Source organism: Sphingomonas sp. P4_D12 (assembly GCF_056401895.1).
In genome coordinates this window covers 334,909-354,810 of record NZ_JBFUIL010000002.1, presented here as the reverse complement: position 1 = coordinate 354,810, position 19,902 = coordinate 334,909, and the positions used below count along the sequence as shown (strand labels likewise).

Below are 19,902 nucleotides of genomic sequence, written 5' to 3'. Positions count from 1 at the left end.
ATGAAAGCTGCATCGCCTGCGCTGATCACCTTGCTCAACAGCGGCGCGGACTTTCAGATGGTCGACCTGTGGACGATCACGCTGGTCGGCGGGGCCGTCATCAGATGGTCGGGCGGAGACGTGCCGATCGTGTCGGGCGGCCACCTCTACGCGCTTGGCCCGATGATCGAGCGGCAGGATATCAGCGAGAAGATCGGACTCGACGTTACGACCGTCGACATGGCGATCGCCGCGAACCCAGACGATCTGATCAACGGCGTGCCGATCATCCCGTTCATCCGGGGGCATGGGTTCGATGGCGCGAATGTCCGACTGGACCGTGCGTTCCTGACCGATTGGGGCTTGCCGGTGGTCGGCACGGTGCTGAGGTTTTCGGGGCGCGTCACCGCGATCAGCGCGATTACCGGCGACAGCGCCACGATCACGGTGTCGTCCTGGACCGTGCTGCTCAACGCCAACATGCCGGCCAACCTCTATCAAGCGGCCTGCCTCCATGCGGTCTATGACGCCGGCTGCGCGCTCAATCCGGCGGCCTTCGCGGTGACCGGCATTGTCGGCGCGTCGCCGGCCCCAACACTCACGGTGTTCGACACCAGCCTGACACCACCGGCCAATGATTTCGCGCAGGGGCGCATCGTGTTCACGTCGGGACCGAATACCGGCATCTCGGCGACTATCATGGCGAACGATGCGGCGGGCCTGTTCCAGCTCGTCTCTCCCCTTCCCGCGCTGCCGGTCGCGGGCAACACCTTCACTGCCTACCCGGGGTGCGATCTGACGCAGAGCCGGTGTTCGGTCCGCTTCAACAATCTGGGGCGGTTCAAGGCGACGCTGTACGTCCCGGTGCCGGAGACCGCGTTCGGATGACGCGCGAGGATGTGGTGCGCGAGGCACTGGGCTGGGAAGGAACGCCGTATCATCACCGGGCGCGGTTGCGCGGCGTCGGGGTCGACTGCGCGATGCTGCCGGCGGCGGTGTATGAAGCGGTCGGGCTGATTCCGCGGGTCGAGCCCGATTACTCGCCGCAATGGATGCTGCATCGCGACGAAGAGCAGTTCCTGGGCTGGGTCACGCGGTTCGCGCGCGAGATTCCGCGCGAAGCGGCCGGGCCCGGCGACCTCGCGATCTGGAAATACGGCCGTTGCTATTCGCATGCCGCGATCGTCATCGCTCTGCCCGAAGTGCTGCACGCCGTGATCCGCGGCGGCGGCGTGGTCCGCGGCAATGCCGACCGCGACGAGGAGCTGCGCTCGCGCCCGGTCAAGTTCTTCACCCTGTTCGAGGATCAATGATGGGCGGCAAGTCAACCTCGACCACGTCGCCGAAGCTCAACGGGCTGCAGGTCCAATCGTCTACCCTAGGCCTGCCCATCTCCCTAGGTTGGGGCCGCGGCCGGATGAAGTGCAATCTGATGTGGTACGGCGCCTTCACGGCGATTGCGCACACCACCAAAACCGGCGGCAAGGGTCTAGGCGGCGGGTCGAAGAACACGACCTACACCTATACCGCCTCGATCATGATGGGCATTTGCGAGGGCGGCGCCAGCGGTATTCGGGGCATTCGCACGATCTACAAGGACACCGCCGTGCTGACGTCGCTGTCGGTTGCCGGGTTGAGCCTGGCGACGGGCAGCCCGACGCAACCGGTGTGGAGTTACCTGACTTCCAAAGTGCCGGCGCAGGCGATCCCCTATAGCGGCATCGCTTACGTTTATGCCCAGGATTACGACCTGGCCGACAGTGCGACGCTGTCGAACCACAGTTTCGAAATCGACTTCGGCGTGCAGCTGAGCGGTGTCGCGAACGGCGACGCCGACCCGAAGGATATCATCACCGATTTCCTGACCAATCCCGCTTACGGCGTGCCGATGTGGGGATCGGGACTGATCGGCGACCTGTCCGATTATTCGCTCTATTGCCGCGCCAACAACTTGCTCTTGTCGCCGGTGCTCGAATCGCAGTCGGGCGCGGCGTCGATCCTGGAGGAATGGCTGACCGCGACGAACTCCGCCGCCTTCTGGTCCGAGGGCATGCTCAAGATCCGGCCCTATGGCGACGCCCCAGCAACCGGCAACGGCGTCACCTGGAATCCGAACCTCACACCCGCTTATGACCTGACCGAGGACGACCTGATCGTCGACGACAGCGGCAATGCCGTGTCGATCGAGATCGTCGACCAGTGCGACGCCTATAACATCGTTCAGTTCGAGTTCCTCGACCGCAGCCAGCAATATAATGTCGGCATCGCGACCGCCCAGGACCTGGACAACATCGTCACGTTCGGGCGGCGCAAGCAGGATCCGACGACGGTCCATTGCATTTGCGACGCCGACATCGCACGCAAGGCGGTGCAGCTCTATGCCCAGCGCGTTCTCTACACGCGCGAGAAATATGCGCTCAAGCTGCCATGGAACTTCGCGCTGCTCGAGCCAACCGATCTCGTCACGCTGACGACGGCGACCGATTCACTGCAGCTCGATCGCGTGCTGGTGCGGATCATCGAGATTGGCGAGGACGCCGACGGGTTGCTGGCGATCACGGCGGAAGGCGTCCCCATCGGCATTGCCTCGGCGGCGCTTTATGCCTCCCACTCCGGCTCGGACGGATACAAGGCGAACACCGATATCGCGCCCGGATCGGTATCGGCACCTTGGCTGTTCATTGCGCCGCCGAACCTCGCCGGGCTCGATGCCGAAATGTGGGTGGCCGCCGCGTCGACATCGCCGACCTGGGGCGGCTGTCAGGTCTGGATCAGCACCGACGGCGCCAATTATTCGATGGTCGGGACGATCAATGGGCCGGCGCGCTATGGCACGCTAACCTCTGCGCTGGCGACGGGTGCCGATCCGGATACGACGAACACGCTGGCGGTCGATCTGTCGAACAGCCTGGGACAGCTCGACAGCGTCAGCACGTCGGATCGCGACGCTGGGGTTACGTTGTGCATGGTCGGCGACGAGGTGGTGTCTTATCGGACGGCAACCCTGACGGCAGCCAACCGCTATAACCTGACCCAGCTCCGCCGCGGCCAGCGCGGTACGATTTCTGGCGCGCATGCCAGCGGGACCAACTTCGCGCGGATCGACGATGCGATCTTCAGGTTCGGCTATGACGCCAGCAATGTCGGCGACACGATCTACGTCAAGCTTCCCTCGTTCAACATCTACGGCCGTGGGCTCGAGGATCTTGCCACGGCCACCGCTTATTCGATCGCGATCAGCTCGGCGCCAGCGCGCGCCGGCTATCGCGACATCAAGTTCATGCGCTCCTACGCCCAGCCGCCGACCCCGAGCGGGGATAATCCGTCGGGTTGGTATGACGGCATACCGGCCGGCACGGCGACGATCTGGTCCAGCACGGCGCTCAAGACGGCAAACGGAACTTTGTTGGGCATCTGGACCGCCCCGCAATCGCTGTCCGGCCTGACGCCCCGCGGCGATTATAGCAGCGGAGCGACCTATTTCCTGAATAACAGCGTCGCCTATGGCGGCGGCAGCTACGTCGCGACCCAGGACAATTTCAGCGGCCATGCGCCGACCGGCACCGGCCAGGCCAATGCATATTGGGACGTGCTAGCCGCACCGGGGAGCGCCGGGGCGCCGGCCGTGCCGCCAGGGGCATTCACCGCAACGATCAGCGTGCCGTCGGGATCGGCGGTCAACCTGCGGTCTTTGGCCGACGCCGCCGGCTATACCGGCAATTCGGACGCGACGGTGACCTTCAACGTCCCCAATGGCGTCAACGTCACCGGGCTTGCGAGCGGCGGCATCGGCATCGACACCGGCAGTTGGCCGACCACGTCCCATGCGATCGCGCTGACATTGGTCATCCAGAACGGCGGCTCGATTAGCGGCGGCGGCGGTGACGGCGGGAGCGGCGGCAGTGCCGGCATGGCCGGCGGCGATGCCATCTATGTCCGAGTACCGATGTCGGGCGGGATCACGATCAACGCCGGCGGCGCGGTGCGCGGCGGCGGCGGTGGCGGCGGATCGAACGCGATGGCTTCCCCCTACAAGATCGGCACCGGCGGCGGCGGTGGCGGTGCGCCGAACGGTCAAGGCGGTGCCGGTAGCGAGGGTTACCTGACGATCGGCAATGACGGCCAGGGCTGGTCCGCAGGCGGAGCCGGCGGCTCGCCGGGCGGCGGCGCCGGCGGCAGCTATGCGACCGCAGGCAGCCCGTCGAGCGGAGGTACGCCCGGCGGCGGTGCCGGCTTCGCCGTCCGCAAGAACGGCAACGCCGTCACCGTCACCAACAACGGCACGATGACCGGATCCGCCGCGTAACCACACCACGTCTTCCCAAAGGACTGGCCTCAATATGCAATATTACGAGTTCATCGCCTCCCGTGGCGACACGGGGGCCGTGTTGCCGTTCGCCAAGGTCACCGTGTTTCTGGCGGGTACGACGACGCTGGCAACGATCTTCGACAGTGCCAATGCCGGCCTGGCGAATCCGACGACGGCGGCGACGTCCGGGCTGGTGGGGTTCGCGGCCGCCAACGGTGCCTATGACGTTCAGATCGCGTCGGCGGACGGATCGTATCTCGCGCCGATGGTCCATGACCTTCAGCTGTACGACCTGACGCAGTTGGATGCGCAGGTGGCATCGGTCGCGGCGGCCACGACCGCTCCGGGGTTTCTTGCAGTTGTTGCCGACTTGGCGCTCGGCGCGGCGAGCAAGATCGGGACGGTCGCTGCGGACTTGTTGAGCGGGGCCAGCAATATAGCGGTGGTTGCGGCTGATCTGGCTTTGGGCGGTGCTTCGCTGATCAGGCAGGCGATTTCGAGTGCGGCGGCAGCGGCGGCGTCTGCTGCTGCGGCGGCGGCAAGTGCAGCCTCTATCTCGTGGTTTTTTCGCGGGCCTGCCGGTTTCGCTCTGACTGATACAGCGGGCTATCGCTGGCTCAACGTCACGCTCACAGATATCAAGCACGCCGCCATCGACCTGATCAAATCGCGACTGGCAGCCCTAGAAGTCTATGCTGCCAAGCTGCCGTTGATCAGCGCGCCCGGCGCCGCAACCTTCTCGCTAGTCGACAGCAACGGCTACAACTGGTTGAAGGCAACGCCGACCACCTTGCAGCACAAGGTCATCGAGGCGATGTCAAACCGAATCGTGGCAGCCCTTCGTGGACCAGCCGATCCGTCGATCGCCAATATGCGCATCATTGCGGAACGCATCGGCCTACATATGTCCGGCGAATCGCTATCGCTAGGGCATGGCTCGCCGGTCATAACCGTGGGCACAAGCACAACCTCGGATATGTTCGGCAATGCCGGGCTTACAAAAGCTAGTATCGTCCCGGATGACATCAGTGACATCTCGAGCGCGTCAGATCCCGACCTGATTTCGAACCGCGCCGCGCTCACACCGGCCATTGAAATCAGCTACAGCGCCGACGCCGATGATTGGACCAGCCACGGTGAAACGCCGCTCACCGGCTGCGCGCAGATGATTGTACAGCTCCTAAAGGACGAAGACGGCATCGACTTCCTCGTGGCTGGGATGCGCTTCTTGCTTTCCGATGACGGTCGGAACGGCGGCAGTATAACAACCGAAGATGAAACGCTCACCGGCCTAACAGCGCAGCGTGTCTATGCCAGCTTTGAGCAGGCCCAGGCACTCTATGGGGCGCTCGGCAAGTCTTATGCGCCGGCGGCGCAGATGATCGTCACTGGGACGAACGATAATGCCTCCGACAGCACAAATTATCCGAGCGGGGCGGATACAAAATGGTTCTACACTCGGGCTCAGACCGTGCAGATGCAGCGCCAAGCTAAGGCGATCACCCTCAAGCTCATTAGTCCGAACGCACGACTTCCGCTGCTGATCGGCCAAACGGCGACGCATACCAATCCAGCCTTCAACGCGCCGATTCCGCACGTTGCGCTCGATCAGCTCCAACTCGCAATCGATCACCCAGAGTTCATCCTAGCTTGCATCCAGTACGGGGTGCAGAACGGCGTCAACGACGTCCACATGACCGGCGCTGGCAGCAAGCAAATGGGTGCCTATTTCGGCTGGCACCTTAAGCGCCTGATGTTCGATGGCCTGCGTATCGGACCGATGGTGCCGACCTTCACGGCGCAGAACTCGCAGATCGTCGCGACCTTCCCCGTCCGTGCGGGCCACACGATTGCTGGCGGCCTGACGGTTGCCGACACCACCGTTCTCTCGAACTGGGGCGTTGCGGCTGTCGACTCGAGCGGCGTCGCGAAGACACTCAGTAACCCTCGCGTGGTCGCGCGCGATCGCATCGTATGGGACGCGCCAGCTGCTCCCGCGAACACCTGGAAGTTCCGCTGCGGTTACGCCGGCAACACCACCAAGGGGTGGACCAACATCGCCGAAACCCGCGCCGATTCCACGCTGATCTTCGATCCCTATGGCCTGCGCCTGCCGATGTATCGCTGGCTGCCTATCTGTGAGGTGCCCCTGACATGAGAGTTGCTATTCCCTTCGCCGGCGTCGATGCGTCTGCGCTTGGCTATGGCCGCACGCGGTCCTGTCCGAACTTCGGCGCCGGCTATGCTGCCTACATGTTCGGCACCTCGCTCAACGACTCGCCAACGGTCAACCTATTCACTGGCGCCAACGATGGACGGCTGATCGGTACGCCAGCGGCTGTCGGCTTGGTCGGCGGCCCGATGGCTACCACCTTCAGCGGGGCGATCACGGGCGGCAACCTGCTGACGGTCACCGGCACCGTGACCGGCGACCCCCTCGCGGTCGGCCAAACAATTGAGTTGACCACTGGCGTGGGCGGAAGTCTGGGCGTCATCTCGTCGCTTGCGACCGGAACTGGCGGCGCTGGCACGTATAGCCTCACCGGCGGCGTCAATACCTCGTCACAATCGATGCGCGCCTTCACCCGCTTTTTCGAGTTGCCGGGATTCGCGCGCGACATCTTCAACCTTGGCGGCGCACTTACTCTGCTCGCCGTCTACAAATCCGCGATCAATCAAGGCATCCTGTCGGACGACATCAACGGCGGTTCATTGGGCATGCTGGTGCCCGGCTTGTTTGAGGTCCAAACCTTCGGTCGCGACAGCGTTGGCACGGTGGTCAACGTCTCCACCAGCTCAGGTTTCGCCAATGGCGCCACGACCTGGAGCATGGGCGTATCGGAGTATAACACAACCACCGCCCAAGGTTTCTTCCAACGGTCTGGATCGGTCCGCAGTGCTTCGGTATTCGCGACCACACGAACCGCCAACCCGATGGGCAGCACCACACGCAAGCTACGGACGCACCTCTATACCACTACAACACCCGGCGCGACGATTGCGGGGATCGCGATCTATACCAAGATGCTGTCGAGCGCGGAGTTGGACGACGCCTTTAGTTACTGGCGCGACATTCTGTCCGATGCTGGCGAGGTGTTGTAGCCCTCGGGGATGACAAGGTAATCCCCGACCGGCAAGCGCTCGGATTTGTGATCGACAAGTACCGTCCGATTGAAGAGCGCGCCCTTTTTGCTCGTGTACAGCATCAATCGAAATGGGACCGGAATCAGTTCCGCAAGCGCGGAGGTGGTCGGCGTGTGAAGAGTGGTCTCGCTGATCTCGACCCAAATTAGAGGACGGTTAGCGATGATCGTCTCACGAAGTCCGCGGAGCACGTTCGGCTCGAACCCCTGGACGTCGATCTTGATTGCGTCGATGGCTACGCCGCGCAATTCTTCATCGCCGACAGCAATGTGCGCACTGAGGCCATGAGCGTTGTCCAATTCTCCATCGAGAAAGGTAGACAGGCCGTGGTTGTCATTGACGAAGATTGGCAAGTCGGCAACTGCGTCCCCCAATCCGACCTTGCGCAATTCAACCTTCGCCCAAGGGTTGATCGCGATATTCTGCTCGACCCGCGGCCAGACCTGTGGATTTGGCTCGAACGAGATCACGCTATTGAAATGGCGGGCGAACGCTAGCGCGTGGTTCCCGATGTTTGCGCCGACGTCAGCGATCGTCCCGCGCCGGCTCGCCCGGGCGAGAAAGGGTGCGATTTTGTGCCAGTCGTATGAACCGTAGAGATAGGCCTCGCGGTCGATCAACGACTTCAGATTGCCTGCGAAGCGGACCTCACCCCGCCGACATTCGAACTCGGCGTCATGCTTCGCAAGTCTAGTGGCGATCGCTGGCCAGCCACGAACGTGGCGCATGAAACTGAGGGATTTGGCGAGCTTGGCAGAAAGCGGCACTGTCATGGCGCGGTGGTCTATCAGCGCTGCCGCTATTCGGCCAACGAGAATTGCGATCAGAGTGGGCGATCGGCGACTTCCTCGATAGCAGATGGCTTCATACGTACACGTGATCGGATCCACTCGCGCGCTGGCTCTTCGATGTAGAGGAAGACCACGACGGAGCCTCCGACGACTACCAAATACTGTAACGGCACGAGCCATTTGCTCTCGCCCAACAGCCAAGTCATGTAAAAGTGCACCGGCTGGTGGAGCAGATATAGCGAATAGCTCGCCGCGCCAAGTAGCACGAGCCAACGCTGTTGGAGAACTCTAGCAACGATCGAGCCGTAATCGCCCGCAATGGCCAAGATAAGCAGCGCCGCCAACACCGTCACGGCAGACGCTACCCATGGCTCGTGCGATATGCATAGCATCAACAAAAGCACGGCGATCGGCACCCACGACGGCACGGGAAAGCGCTTCCCATCACGCCTGAAATGCAACTCGCCGACCAGCACCCCGATCACGAATTCAGGCAACCGGATGATCGGCGTCGGTACCCATCGGAGCCATTCGAAATATGCCGGATGCAGCGAGAAGAACGCCGAACTGCCGGTTGCAAAGTCCAGAACCGCTAGGGCCAGAAGGGCTATATAGATCGACCGCGTTGACAGCTTAGCCGCGACGGTCGTGAGCCAGGGAAACCAAAAGTAGAAAAACGCCTCTACCGAGATCGTCCACGACGGCCCGTTCCAGATGGCGAGAAGCGGCCATGGCGCTGTGATCCACCAATGCAAAAGCAAGAATTGCGGCACATCGCGCCAGTCGTAGTTCACGCCTGCAAACGGGAACATCACGATCACAGTGATGAGGTATACCGGGTAAATGCGAGCAAACCGAGCAACGGCGAATCGTTTGATGTTTTCCCGGTCGACTAGCTTGCAGCGATAGGTGTGGTGCAGAATGAAGCCGGACAGTACGAAGAAAAACGTGACGCCGGTGTAGCCGTTCAACAGCACTGACTTAATAATGCCGGGAATATGCGGCTGCGCGGTGATGAACCCGGAGCCCGAATGATACATCACAACGAAAATTGCTGCGAAGAACCGGATACTGGTTAGTGGCTTGATGAGATTGGCGCTCGCGGCGTCCGCTTTCGTTTGACCAGTACACCGTGCCGCTCGATTCGCGCTTTCTGACATGTCGACGCGGTATCCGCTTCGACAGCCGGGGGAAAGCGCCACCCGACAATGCCGAGCTCACTTAGATTGACCTCAAACACCTCCACGCCCCTTCCCAATGTGAGTACCCTCCCCAATGACCAGGCCCGCCAAAGCCCCGCCAACCTGGCTGGCGTGGCTTCCCGTCATCACGACGATTTTCCTGATCGCGGGCTTCCTATGGGCGGGCGGCGGCAAGATGAACGAACTGGCTGAGCACGAACGCCGCCTCACCGCGCTGGAAACCCGTCGCGAATTCGACGCCGACAAGCTCGACAAGATCAATGAGCGCACCGCGCGGATCGAGGCAAAGCTCGAGGTGCTCGTCCCCTCATCCGGCCAAACCAGGACAGGACAACCGTGATGTTCGATCCGGGCTCGATGCTCATCCTCTTCGCTCTGGCGCTGATGATGGTGTCGCCGATCCATATGACTATCACGCGGCCACGGATCAGCATCACTCAGGCCGCGCCGACGTTGCGTGAATCATTCCCGCCGCCGGCACTCGAGCCCGACCTCAACGAGCTGGAGCGGCTCGCCGACGAACACTCGCCAACGACCCGCTGATCCGCGCGACCGCCGCGATCGCGGAGACCTACGACCACGCCTGACCCGCGGCGCTGCCGCAAGTGGAGGAAACCATGAACCTGCTACGCAAATGGTGGGCGCTTGTCCGCGCCCGCCTGATCGATGACGCGCGCTTGTGGTGGCGTTTCTGGACCATGCGCCTGGCGGCGTTCGGGGCCATCGTCACCGCGTTGGCACAGTGGTTCCCCGACGCGCTCTCGGCGGCGTGGAACGCCATGCCGTACGACATGCGGGCATATCTTCCCGCACCGTTGCTCCACTCGATCCCCGTAATCCTGTTCGTCGCCATCATGGTGGCGCGGATCGTGGCGCAGAAGAAGGCGGCGCCCAATGGCTGAAGGCGTCGACAGTTTCGTTGAGAGCGACGCGGCGGCGCGTGCCGGCTGGGCCAGCAAGGGCGCCATCGCCGCGGCCGTCGCGGTCATCCTTGCCGGCGTCTATGCCGCCGAGGGCGGCTATGTGAACGACGCCCGCGATCCGGGCGGCGCAACCAGCTACGGCGTCACCGAACAAGTCGCTCGCGACTATGGGTATCGCGGTGACATGCGCCGGTTCCCGCAGCATTGCGATGGCCCCGCAACCATTTGCGCCGATGCCGTCTATGTGCGGAGCTACATCGCCGCGCCTGGCTATATGCCGCTGATCGAGATCGAACCCGCCGTTGCCGGCGAGTTGATCGACACCGCGGTCAATATGGGGCCGCGGCGACCCAATCGCTGGTATCGGCTGACGATGAACGCGCTGGGTGAGGCGCGCCTGCCGGACAGTGCGGCGTCGTTGGGGCCTGTCGACGTCGCGGCATATCGGATGCTCCAGACAAAGCTCGGCGTCATCCCCGCTTGCGCCGCGACACTCGACGCGCTCGATGCCCGGCAAGCTGCGGAATATCGTCGGCTTGCCGCCGCCAACCCCAAGCTTCGCGCCTTTCTCAAGGGGTGGCTGCGGAACCGGATCGGCAATGTCGATCGCCGATCCTGCGGCAAGGGAGAGAGCTGATGGCCTTTCTCATTTCCCTCACGCTCGGCTGGAAATGGCCTGGCTGGGCCGCTCGCCTGTTCGGCTGGGTCGCTCCGGTCCTGGTCGCACTCGCAGCTATCGGCGCCATGATCGCGCTGATCTATCATAAGGGCGAAACCGCCGGCGGGGCCAAAGCTGAGGTGCGGGCTGAAAAGGCACACGCCAAGACCGTCGCCGTCGCGCGCGCGGATGAACGCCAGGCACGGGCGACCGTCGATGCCATCGGCAGGCGTGTCGCGGCCGAAGACGACCAGACCTCCATTCTCGTCCAAACCAAGATCAGGGAGATGCACGATGCGCTGGATGCGACGCCGGGCACGCTTAATGGCGACGCTCGCTCCGCTAATGCTGTCGACGCTGACAGCGTGCGGGACCACCTCAACGCTCTCGTCGTCGATGCGAACCGATCGGCCGACGCTGCCGATGCCGAGCGCTGAGACGACCAGGACCGAGCGCCTGCCGACCCTGACCGGCAGGAAATCCGGCGAGCTGATCCTGATCGACAAGGGCGAATTTGGCGAGCAGCTGGACTTGCTGGCCGAAGCGATCGGCGCTGTTGCACGGCTCAACAACCGGCAAGGCGCGCGCAACGCCTATGACCGGTGCGTAAGGGCCATATTCGAGACTGGAAAGATGCCGGGGAACTGTCCGAAAACCAAGATCGACTAAATCGGTTCTGGGTCGGGCAACGAACGCCTCGTCTTGAGGCCAAATCGGTCCATCATTCGCTTCCGGACGGGCCGATCAAACGAGCGGTCGAGAAACAAGACCCCGCCAACCAGCAGCAGGCAGCAGATGAGGAATAGGAAAGGCCCTAGGGACACACGGGCGCGACCGGCGTGACTGACGATCCAGCTGACGAAGATTAGCGCCGGCATATGCAATACATAGACGCCATACGATGCGTCGCCCAGCTTCTTGAAAACCCGAGCGGTGAGACCACCCACGTCGACCCGCATGGCCAGCACCCCAGCCGCGGGAAAGATCAGGAGCACGCAGAGCAAATGATAGACCGCCGTCCATGAGCCCGGGCGAGCTGCGAACAGACCAATCAGCAGCGCCGCGCATGCTAGCCCGATCAACTGCGATCGGGCCCTTGCGCGTGGGACGGTTCGATTGATGAGCACGCCGAGGAAGAAGGAGAACAATACCCGTATTGGCCCCGCCCCGGCAGTCTCCCACAGACTACCCGCAGAAAGCTGGCCGTAGATCAGGGTGATCGCGATCACTCCGATTGCCCCGATGGCAATTATCGCGGCCATGACGCTGACCGACAATCGTCGCCAAAACAGCACGAATATGAAATTGGCCACCAATTCCCAGAGCAGCGACCAGAATGGCGGATTGAGCTCGAACAGCTTCCCTCCCCACCCCTGAGGGATAAACATCAACGTCAGCATGATCGCTGAGAGGAGTTCGCCGTAGGAGTGGTAATAGCCTGCCCGTCCTGTTGCCATTGCCACAAAAACCGCAACGCCACCGAGCAGGGTTCCCAGTGCGTAGAGCGGCCAAAAGCGGATAAGCCGCGTCAGCATGAATCGGGAGGTATTGAGCTCGCCGCTTGCAATTCGATCGTCATATGCGTGCGCGATCACGATGCCGCTCAGCAAGAAAAACAAATCTACGGCAAGGCCGCCGCTCGCAGCAAAAAACCAAGGCGCGCTAATGGCTTGCCAATGCAGCGAGGCGACCGCGATCGCGGCTAAACCTCGCATGCCATCGATTAGCGTGAAGGCCTCCGTTCGTCGCGCCATCGGCCTCCATAGCGCTGATTGATATGCGCGGCAGTCCTGTACCGAATAGGCCTTCACCGCGCAACGCCTGCCACCGCCGCCCGCGCGACGCCATGACCGCTGCGTCAAAGCGATCCTCGAACCGGACTCGTGCCCGGGATTGTCCGCATGACGTGGTGTCGCGACGTTGATCGAGATTGTGGCGGGACGGTCACATCCCGCAACCATCTGCGGGAAGCGGCGCTCCGGGCGCCTAATATGTCCGAATCGCTGTCTAATTCCGATTGACCGAATTACGACCCACGCTAGCGATCCTTTCTTCGCCCTGCGGGAAACAGGGCCAAAAAAAGAGGGGATAAACATGTCGCATCGTTCCGCGCGCCACAGCGCGCGTCTTCGCTTTGTCTTGAATACGTCCGCCGCACTGGGCTCACTTGTCGCTGCCGCGACGGCCCATGCCCAGACCGTCGATGCCGTCGCCAATCCGCGCGCCAATGCGCCGACCGGCAATTATTATTCGCCGCAGGACGCCATTTCGGTCGCGCCGCCCGAAACATCGATCCGCGAACCGCAGATCGTCATTTCGCAGCCCGGCAATCCGAATTCATCGGCGCCGCCCAACGGCGCACTCGACGCCGAGGACGTGACCGGCATCGGCGAAATGGTCATCGACCAGCAAAATGGCTTTATCGGCCTGTGCTCCGGCACGCTGATCAACCCGCGTACGGTCATCTTCGCCGCGCATTGCGTGAACCAGGATCCCGACGAGACCGGTTTCCAGGATCCGTGGGGTTATGGCGCGGCCAATGGCGGCCGGCCGATCGCTTTTGGGTTCCGGGCCAACAACAATGCCGCGGGTAATTCGGCGTTCGGCAACTGGTTGTACGGCGGTTATCAGACCGACGTCGCCAACTACCTCTACAACGTCAATCAGGTCACGTATAATCCCGCGTCGACCTCGCTCGGGGTCGGCAACAACTTCCTGCAGGGCGATATCGCCATCGCCACGCTCGACACGCCGGCGGCGAATGTCCCCACCTGGGCAATCCTGCTGTCGCAATTGCCGGCGCCGGGATCGATCGATCCCGCCAAGGGCACCGGCTATCACGTCACGATCACCGGTTACGGCGATAGCGGCACGGGCAATACCGGCGATACTCGCGGGGTCGATTTCCGTCGTCGCGTGGCGGAAAACTATATCGGCCTGCTGGGGTCGCTCGACGACGTCGATGGGTTCCTGTTCGGCGTGAATGACGGCCTGCCGCAGAACCTTTATCAGCTCGATTTCGACGACCCGCGCCGCGGCGGGCTCAACGCCAGCATCTATGACTTCAACCTGTTCCGCGACAAAGCCTTGCCCAAGGAAGGCATTACCGCGCCTGGCGATTCGGGCGGTCCGCTGATCCTCGACAATAGGTTTTCGAAGAAGCTGGTGATCGGCGTGCTGTCGGGTGGCAGCCGGTATTTCAATAACCAGCCATCGGCGAGCTACGGCACATCGTCCTTCTATCAGCCGCTCTATCTCTATTGGGACTGGATCGCCACGAACAATAATTACCATTATGTCGGGTCGAAGGCGGGCGATGCGAACTGGGCTGACCCGACGCATTGGGTCACCAATATCGACCCCAATTACATGACGATCGTCGACGGCAACCTCGTCAACGGAGTTCCCTCGACACTGGGTGACGGCGTCAACGGCACGTCAGGCAAGTTTGGTGAGATCTACATCGAGCAGGGCAATAACAGCGACTGCTACAACACCACCACCGGCGTCGAGACGTATAACGGAACCCAATATCAGTTCACTCCCGCGGGCGGCCAACCGGGCACCAGCCCGATCCCCGATGCCACGCTGGATAATGGGCTCCCGGGCGCGAGCAACTTCGTGCCGAACGACCGCGACCCAGACGCCGCTACGCATACCCGCGCGGCCTATTTCGATGTCACCCTGGATGCCGCGGGCACCACCACGCTCGACACCAAGGTCACGGTCGATCGCCTGACCGTCGCCGGATCGGGCGCGCGGCTGAACATCGCCACCAGCGGGTCGCTGACCAGTCTGATCGACGTCACGCAGACCAACGGCCGGATCACGGTTGACGGGACGATGAATTCGGTCGGCGATTATCTGCTGTTCTCCGGCGCGCTGGATGGACGAGGCCGGATCAACACGCCGTATCTGACCAGCGTCACCGGCATGATCGCGCCGGGCACCGTGGGCTCGATCGGCACGTTGACGGTCGGTGGTAATCTGGTGCTGTCGTTGGGCAACGTCTTGCTGATCGACCTTGGCGCCAACGGCGCGGCGGACAAGTTGGCGGTCATCGCCAATCAGTTCAGCGCGCCCGGTGTGGCGGTCGATGGGCTGGCATCGATCGGCGGCACCGTGCTGTTCGCACCGGTGTCGGGCTATATGATCCGCGATGGTGACACTTATCAGATCCTGACCGCGCAGAACCAATTGGCGGGGACGTTCAACACGACCGCGCTGAGCGCGATCCTGACGCCGAAATTCCTCTATTCGGCGAACGACGTGAAGGTGAAGATCGTCGCCGGCAAATATGCCGATGTGGTGTCAGCCAACTCGCCGGTGCAGGCCGCTTATGCCAGGTTGCTCGATGGCGATCGTACCGGCAGCTACAACGCCCTGGCAGGGCTTTACGGGCCGCTAGACCTGCAGAATGTGGCAACAACCCGTTCGACGCTCGAGAACTGGGCGCCGCGGACCGAGACGCTGAAGACCGCGCTCGGTACCGTTGCCACCGACAATATGGCGCGTTTCTATCGCGACCGGCTCGGTGCGCTGGGTAGCGGCGATATGGGCGGCACGGTGGCAATCATCGGCCAACCGCTCAGCGTCATGGCAAACCTGAATAATGTCGGCGCGATGGGATCGTACGAGTCCGGTGGCGCCGGCACGCCCCAGGTTACCAACGTGTCCACCGGCAAAGTGCCCGACGACGTCAGCGTGTTCTTCGCGGGCGGCTATTTGAACGGCAACAGCGCGCCGATGGCGACCGCGCTCCCCGTGGGTGGCCGCGACACGTTCGACGGCTGGTATGTTGCAGCAGGCGTCGAAAAGCAGGTGAGTTCGACCTTCACGGTCGGTTTCGCTTTATCCTACACCAGCACCCAGGGCACCACGACGACGGGCGCCACTGCCAAGGGTGAACTCTATCAGGGCACCCTGTACGGCAAGCTTGGTCTGAAGAATGGCTTCGGGCTGGATGGCGTGTTTTCCGCCGGCTTGTTCGATACGCATATGGTGCGATCGGCCAGCTTGGTCGGAACGCCCTATACGCTACGCTCCAACGATCAGGCGCTGGCCGTCAGCGGCGAGGCCGGCGTGTCGTGGATGGCGAACCTGGGTGGGCTCAAGCTCGGGCCGCGCGCGGCGCTCCGCTATGGCGACATCGGCTTTTCCGATACTGCAGAGGCCGGCGGTCCGATGGCGTTGCGGATCGATCGCGAAGGCGCGCACTCGACCCAAGGCCGCCTCGGTCTGACGCTGGGCGGGGGCAAGAGCAAGGTGCGGCCATATCTGACCGGCTATTACGTCCATGACTTCGACAACCAGCCGGCGTCGTTCGGCGCGAACTTCGTCGGGGGCGTCGGACCTGCCGCGCAGTTTGCGTTGACGGGCCGCGACAAGGATTGGTGGGAAGCCTCTGGCGGCCTTGCTGTCGACATGAAGAACGTCACGCTGTCGGTCGGTGTCGACACGACGATCGACCGCAGCGACGTGAAGAACCAGAGCTATCGCGGAAGCATCACTTTCCGCTTCTGATTTGATACCTGTGAAATGGTCGAGCCGCCTTCCCTTCGGGGAAGGCGGCTTTTTTTGTGTCCGCGGGAGCGGGGCTTAAGCAGCGATCGCGGTCGCCTCAATCTTCGCACCCTCGAGTGCCCTGGCCCGCGCATCAGGCCCCATTGCGATCCCCTCCGCGCGAATGAAAGCGATGTCGGTCACGCCCAGGAACTCGAAGAAGCCGCGGAGATAGGCCTCCTGATGATCGAGCCAGGTCCGTCCGGTGTCGGACCCGTAAAAGCCGCCGCGCGCCGAGGCGATGATCAGCTTGCGTCCACCGGCCAGTCCTTCCGCGCCTTTTTCGGAATAGCGGAATGTCGTGCCGGCGATCGCGAGGCGATCCATCCAGGCTTTCAGGTTGGAGGGAATGCTGAAGTTATACATTGGCGCGCCGATCACGACGATGTCGGCGGCGAGGAACTCCTCGGCAAGCGATGTGTCGCCGAGATCGCCCAAGGTCACATGTCCAAGCGGATCCAAAGCGAGGTCGCGCCGCCGGATTTCGGCTTCGGGATGAAGCGCACTCAACCTGGCGACCGCCGCCTCTCCGATCGAGCGGGTGACGCTGTTTTCCGCGGTGATGCTGCTGTCGACGTGAAGGATGATCATGGTGCCTCGCTGGTATTGATTAGTTACTGAGGCACGCTAGATAACTGCCATCATCCGCGTCGCAAGAAGGCACATTTTTGGCAATGAGGATCAACCATGTGCCCCGGTATCAACGATGTTACCGAAGGAGCCGGCAGTGAATCCTCATAGTCCGCAATGCCGCGGCGTGACCGGCGTGCTCCAGCGCGTCGGTGACAAATGGAGCATGCTGACGATCAACGCGCTGGCCGATGGGCCGAAGCGGTTCAGCGAGTTGCGGCGCTCGATCGAGGGTATCTCGCAACGCATGCTGACGCTCACGTTGCGCGGGCTGGAGCGTGACGGCCTGGTGACGCGAACGGTGACCCCCAGCATTCCGCCCCGGGTGGATTACGAACTGACCCAACTCGGCCAGTCGCTACAGCAGCCGGTCGGTGAACTCGCGCGCTGGGCAGTCGATCATCTGACGGTAATCCAGGCCGCGCAACAGCGTTTCGATCTGGTGGCCGACGCGCGCGAGGACAGCAAACTCAATCGGGAATGAGGTCGCGCGGCATTACGATCGCCTCGCTCACTTTGCCGTCGCGGCGATAGCTGATCGGCAGAGATCGGTCACGAGCAGGACTACGGACGATCATCTTTCTGTCTGGCGACGGGCTGGTATAGGATCGGCGATCATGGGTCCTGAACCGAATTCCCTTTCCTGTTCGTGTTGCACGCCGCGCGCCGCACCGCCGGGCCGGATGCGCCACCGGGGTGGCGAAACGCTCCACCGCCATCTTCATGAACGGCCCTTTGCCGCGATCGTGCTGGCCGGCGGCTATGTCGAGGCAGGCGATACCGGGCGGCATTGCGTCTCGGCCGGTGACGTCATCGTCCATGGTGCCTTCGAACGCCACCTCGACCGGTTTGACCCGCGCGGCGCCGAAGTGCTGGTGCTGCCGTTGAACGGCCGGTGGCGTGGTCCGGTGCGCGGCCGCGTAGCCGACCCTGACGCGATCGCCCGGCTCGCGGAAAGCGACCTAATCGCCGCACAAGAGTTGCTCGATCGCGATATCGTCGTGGAGGCGACCAGCGGCACCGACTGGCCCGATCTTCTCGCCGCGGATTTGCTCGCCGCGCCCGATCTGCCGCTCGCGAAATGGGCGGAGCAGCGCGGACTCCATCCTGCCAGCCTATCGCGCGGGTTCCGCCAGCAATTCGAGGTCACGCCTGCCCAGTTTCGCCTGATCGCGCGCACGCGTCGAGCGGTCGACCGCATAATCGAGACGGGCACGGCTCTGGCGGCCATCGCAGTAGCGGAGGGGTTCGCTGACCAATCGCATATGACGCGGTCGATCATGCGCCAGACCGGGCGATCCCCTCGCGCTCTGCGTAGCGAACTGGGGTTCTGCGGCTAAATCGCCAGCCGCATTTCCTCCTAGCGGCCGCTTTATTGCGGCAGTCTCCCGCTGCCGTTAAAATGGAATCGAACCTCAACCACTTAACGACTCGCGCTGAATCCTTGGCTTTCGAATAGACGGATTCCTGGCAACATGGTAAATATCGCGTTGCGCATGGTGGACGAGCCGAGTGGGGGTGAATGGTCCAGGTCTTGTTCCTGTTGGCATTGGCCGCGAGTTTCGCGGGCTATGCAGCATACCTGACCGGCCTGAAGCGGGATCTGGTTGAGCCCAACCGCGCATCGTGGCTGATCTGGTCGGCGGCTACCGCGGTCGAGGCGTCGACTTATGCCGCGGTGAACCCTGAAGGCCTGCAGCGCTGGGTGTTCCTGTTTGCGACCGTCGCCTGCGTCGCGATCACGGTCGCTTTGTGGCGCAGATCGGCCTGGACTCTGCCGACGCGCACCGAAACATTCTGCATCGCGACCAGCCTTGGCGCTTTGGCAATCTGGGCGATGTTCCGCGACGCTTTCTGGGCGCATATGCTGGTGGTGGTCGCGGTGCCGGTCAGCTTCTGGCCGACCTGGGCAAGCGTCGTCGCCGATCGCGGTCGCGAGCGCTCGCCTGCCTGGGGCCTGTGGACGCTGGGAGACCTCGCGACGTTGATGGTCGCTGCTCGTACGCCGGGGAGCCCGGTCGGCGAATATGCCTATATCCTGGTCGAACTGGTCTGCCACGCGAGCATCTGGTTCATGGTCGGGTTGGCGACGATCAATCCCTTGCGGTCGCTGGGCTTCCGCAACGGGCGCTTCTACGTGCTCGATGCCATCCGCACGCCCACCAATCTGTTCGCGGTGAGTGAGAACCATCTGGGCAAGGCGGTGTTCGCGGCCGCGCCGTTCGCCGAGGGTGAGCGGCTGATGTCGTTCACCGGACGCCGCTTCCGCGCCGACCGCATTCCCAGCCTGATGCGCGGACAATCGGACCGATACGTCCAGGTCACGCCCGATCATTATATGGGCCCGTCCGGGCGGATCGACGATCTGGTCAACCATAGCTGTGCGCCCAATGCCGGACTGCGCTTCACCGATCAGGGCGTATTCCTGGTCGCGATCCGGGATATCGCGCCGGGCGAGGAGATCTGCTGGGATTATTCGACCACGCTGGCGGAATCGAACTGGCACATGATCTGCCAATGCAAGACGCCCGACTGTCGTCGCGTGATCGGCAACTTCTCGACACTGAGCCCCGAGCGCCAGGAATGGTTCCGCGCGCGCAATCTGGTCGCGCCCTATCTCCGGCGCAAGGACGAGGTCGGCCGAGACCGCGCCGCCTAGACGTCCTCTTGCAGCGCGTCAGCTTCTCCCCACATTCGTCGCCGT

Annotated in this window: 19 protein-coding genes; 15 read left to right on the top strand and 4 right to left on the bottom strand. The window is 62.8% G+C overall.

The window, feature by feature from the left end:
- From AC1DSD_RS04170 to AC1DSD_RS04150, 5 genes are all read left to right on the top strand, one after another.
- Window positions 1-867, top strand: coding sequence for a DUF2163 domain-containing protein (locus AC1DSD_RS04170; protein ID WP_478028674.1), 867 nt, complete (start codon window positions 1-3; stop codon window positions 865-867).
- On the top strand, window positions 864-1,292 hold the full coding sequence (locus AC1DSD_RS04165) for an NlpC/P60 family protein (RefSeq protein ID WP_478028673.1): 429 nt from the start codon (window positions 864-866) through the stop codon (window positions 1,290-1,292). The genes AC1DSD_RS04170 and AC1DSD_RS04165 overlap by 4 nt, the downstream gene beginning before the upstream one ends.
- Window positions 1,292-4,285, top strand: a complete 2,994-nt coding sequence (locus tag AC1DSD_RS04160; RefSeq protein ID WP_478028672.1) for a phage tail protein — start codon at window positions 1,292-1,294, stop codon at window positions 4,283-4,285. Before AC1DSD_RS04165 ends, AC1DSD_RS04160 begins: the two co-directional genes overlap by 1 nt.
- 34 nt (window positions 4,286-4,319) lie before the next feature.
- Window positions 4,320-6,446 (top strand): hypothetical protein, encoded by a 2,127-nt coding sequence (locus AC1DSD_RS04155; RefSeq protein ID WP_478028671.1) that lies wholly within the window; start codon window positions 4,320-4,322, stop codon window positions 6,444-6,446.
- 95 nt (window positions 6,447-6,541) lie between these two features.
- Window positions 6,542-7,390: a hypothetical protein gene (locus AC1DSD_RS04150; RefSeq protein WP_478028670.1), complete on the top strand. Its 849-nt coding sequence runs from the start codon at window positions 6,542-6,544 to the stop codon at window positions 7,388-7,390.
- On the opposite strand, the gene AC1DSD_RS04145 is transcribed toward AC1DSD_RS04150, so the two are convergent.
- A complete protein-coding gene (locus AC1DSD_RS04145; RefSeq protein ID WP_478028669.1) occupies window positions 7,348-8,205 on the bottom strand; it encodes an FkbM family methyltransferase in 858 nt (285 codons plus the stop codon). The genes AC1DSD_RS04150 and AC1DSD_RS04145 overlap by 43 nt on opposite strands.
- A 50-nt stretch (window positions 8,206-8,255) precedes the next feature.
- The gene (locus AC1DSD_RS04140; RefSeq protein WP_478028668.1) at window positions 8,256-9,383 is read right to left on the bottom strand and encodes an acyltransferase family protein; all 1,128 of its coding nucleotides are present in this window, start codon (window positions 9,381-9,383) and stop codon (window positions 8,256-8,258) included.
- A gap of 115 nt (window positions 9,384-9,498) precedes the next feature.
- Here AC1DSD_RS04140 and AC1DSD_RS04135 point away from each other — a divergent pair, with 115 nt between their 5' ends.
- The 6 genes from AC1DSD_RS04135 (at window position 9,499) to AC1DSD_RS04110 (ending at window position 11,675) form a co-directional block, all read left to right on the top strand.
- Entirely contained in the window at window positions 9,499-9,765 is a 267-nt protein-coding gene (locus AC1DSD_RS04135; RefSeq protein ID WP_478028667.1) for a hypothetical protein, read from the top strand.
- Window positions 9,765-9,968, top strand: coding sequence for a hypothetical protein (locus AC1DSD_RS04130; protein ID WP_478028666.1), 204 nt, complete (start codon window positions 9,765-9,767; stop codon window positions 9,966-9,968). The genes AC1DSD_RS04135 and AC1DSD_RS04130 overlap by 1 nt, the downstream gene beginning before the upstream one ends.
- 74 nt (window positions 9,969-10,042) lie before the next feature.
- Window positions 10,043-10,327, top strand: coding sequence for a DUF7940 domain-containing protein (locus AC1DSD_RS04125; RefSeq protein WP_478028665.1), 285 nt, complete (start codon window positions 10,043-10,045; stop codon window positions 10,325-10,327).
- On the top strand, window positions 10,320-10,985 hold the full coding sequence (locus AC1DSD_RS04120) for a glycosyl hydrolase 108 family protein (RefSeq protein ID WP_478028664.1): 666 nt from the start codon (window positions 10,320-10,322) through the stop codon (window positions 10,983-10,985). The genes AC1DSD_RS04125 and AC1DSD_RS04120 overlap by 8 nt, the downstream gene beginning before the upstream one ends.
- Window positions 10,985-11,443, top strand: a complete 459-nt coding sequence (locus AC1DSD_RS04115) for a hypothetical protein (protein ID WP_478028663.1) — start codon at window positions 10,985-10,987, stop codon at window positions 11,441-11,443. Before AC1DSD_RS04120 ends, AC1DSD_RS04115 begins: the two co-directional genes overlap by 1 nt.
- Window positions 11,430-11,675 carry a hypothetical protein gene (locus tag AC1DSD_RS04110; RefSeq protein ID WP_478028662.1) on the top strand — a complete coding sequence of 82 codons (246 nt, stop codon included), beginning with the start codon at window positions 11,430-11,432 and terminating at the stop codon, window positions 11,673-11,675. The genes AC1DSD_RS04115 and AC1DSD_RS04110 overlap by 14 nt, the downstream gene beginning before the upstream one ends.
- On the opposite strand, the gene AC1DSD_RS04105 is transcribed toward AC1DSD_RS04110, so the two are convergent.
- Complete coding sequence (locus AC1DSD_RS04105; RefSeq protein WP_478028661.1) at window positions 11,672-12,817, bottom strand: acyltransferase family protein; 1,146 nt, start codon at window positions 12,815-12,817, stop codon at window positions 11,672-11,674. The genes AC1DSD_RS04110 and AC1DSD_RS04105 overlap by 4 nt on opposite strands.
- 283 nt (window positions 12,818-13,100) lie before the next feature.
- Between AC1DSD_RS04105 and AC1DSD_RS04100 the strand changes: the two genes are divergently transcribed.
- Entirely contained in the window at window positions 13,101-16,529 is a 3,429-nt protein-coding gene (locus tag AC1DSD_RS04100) for an autotransporter domain-containing protein (protein WP_478028660.1), read from the top strand.
- Between the two features lie 75 nt (window positions 16,530-16,604).
- On the opposite strand, the gene AC1DSD_RS04095 is transcribed toward AC1DSD_RS04100, so the two are convergent.
- A complete protein-coding gene (locus AC1DSD_RS04095) occupies window positions 16,605-17,159 on the bottom strand; it encodes an FMN-dependent NADH-azoreductase (RefSeq protein WP_478028659.1) in 555 nt (184 codons plus the stop codon).
- A 136-nt stretch (window positions 17,160-17,295) separates the two neighbouring features.
- On the opposite strand from AC1DSD_RS04095, the gene AC1DSD_RS04090 reads away from it, so the two are divergent.
- The 3 genes from AC1DSD_RS04090 to AC1DSD_RS04080 all read left to right on the top strand — a co-directional run bounded on the left by AC1DSD_RS04090 (window position 17,296) and on the right by AC1DSD_RS04080 (window position 19,857).
- Window positions 17,296-17,682 (top strand): winged helix-turn-helix transcriptional regulator, encoded by a 387-nt coding sequence (locus AC1DSD_RS04090; protein ID WP_478028658.1) that lies wholly within the window; start codon window positions 17,296-17,298, stop codon window positions 17,680-17,682.
- Window positions 17,683-17,815: 133 nt separating this feature from the next.
- A complete protein-coding gene (locus AC1DSD_RS04085; protein ID WP_478028657.1) occupies window positions 17,816-18,538 on the top strand; it encodes a helix-turn-helix domain-containing protein in 723 nt (240 codons plus the stop codon).
- A gap of 182 nt (window positions 18,539-18,720) precedes the next feature.
- Window positions 18,721-19,857: an SET domain-containing protein gene (locus AC1DSD_RS04080; RefSeq protein ID WP_478028656.1), complete on the top strand. Its 1,137-nt coding sequence runs from the start codon at window positions 18,721-18,723 to the stop codon at window positions 19,855-19,857.
- The last annotated feature ends 45 nt before the right edge of the window (window positions 19,858-19,902 follow it).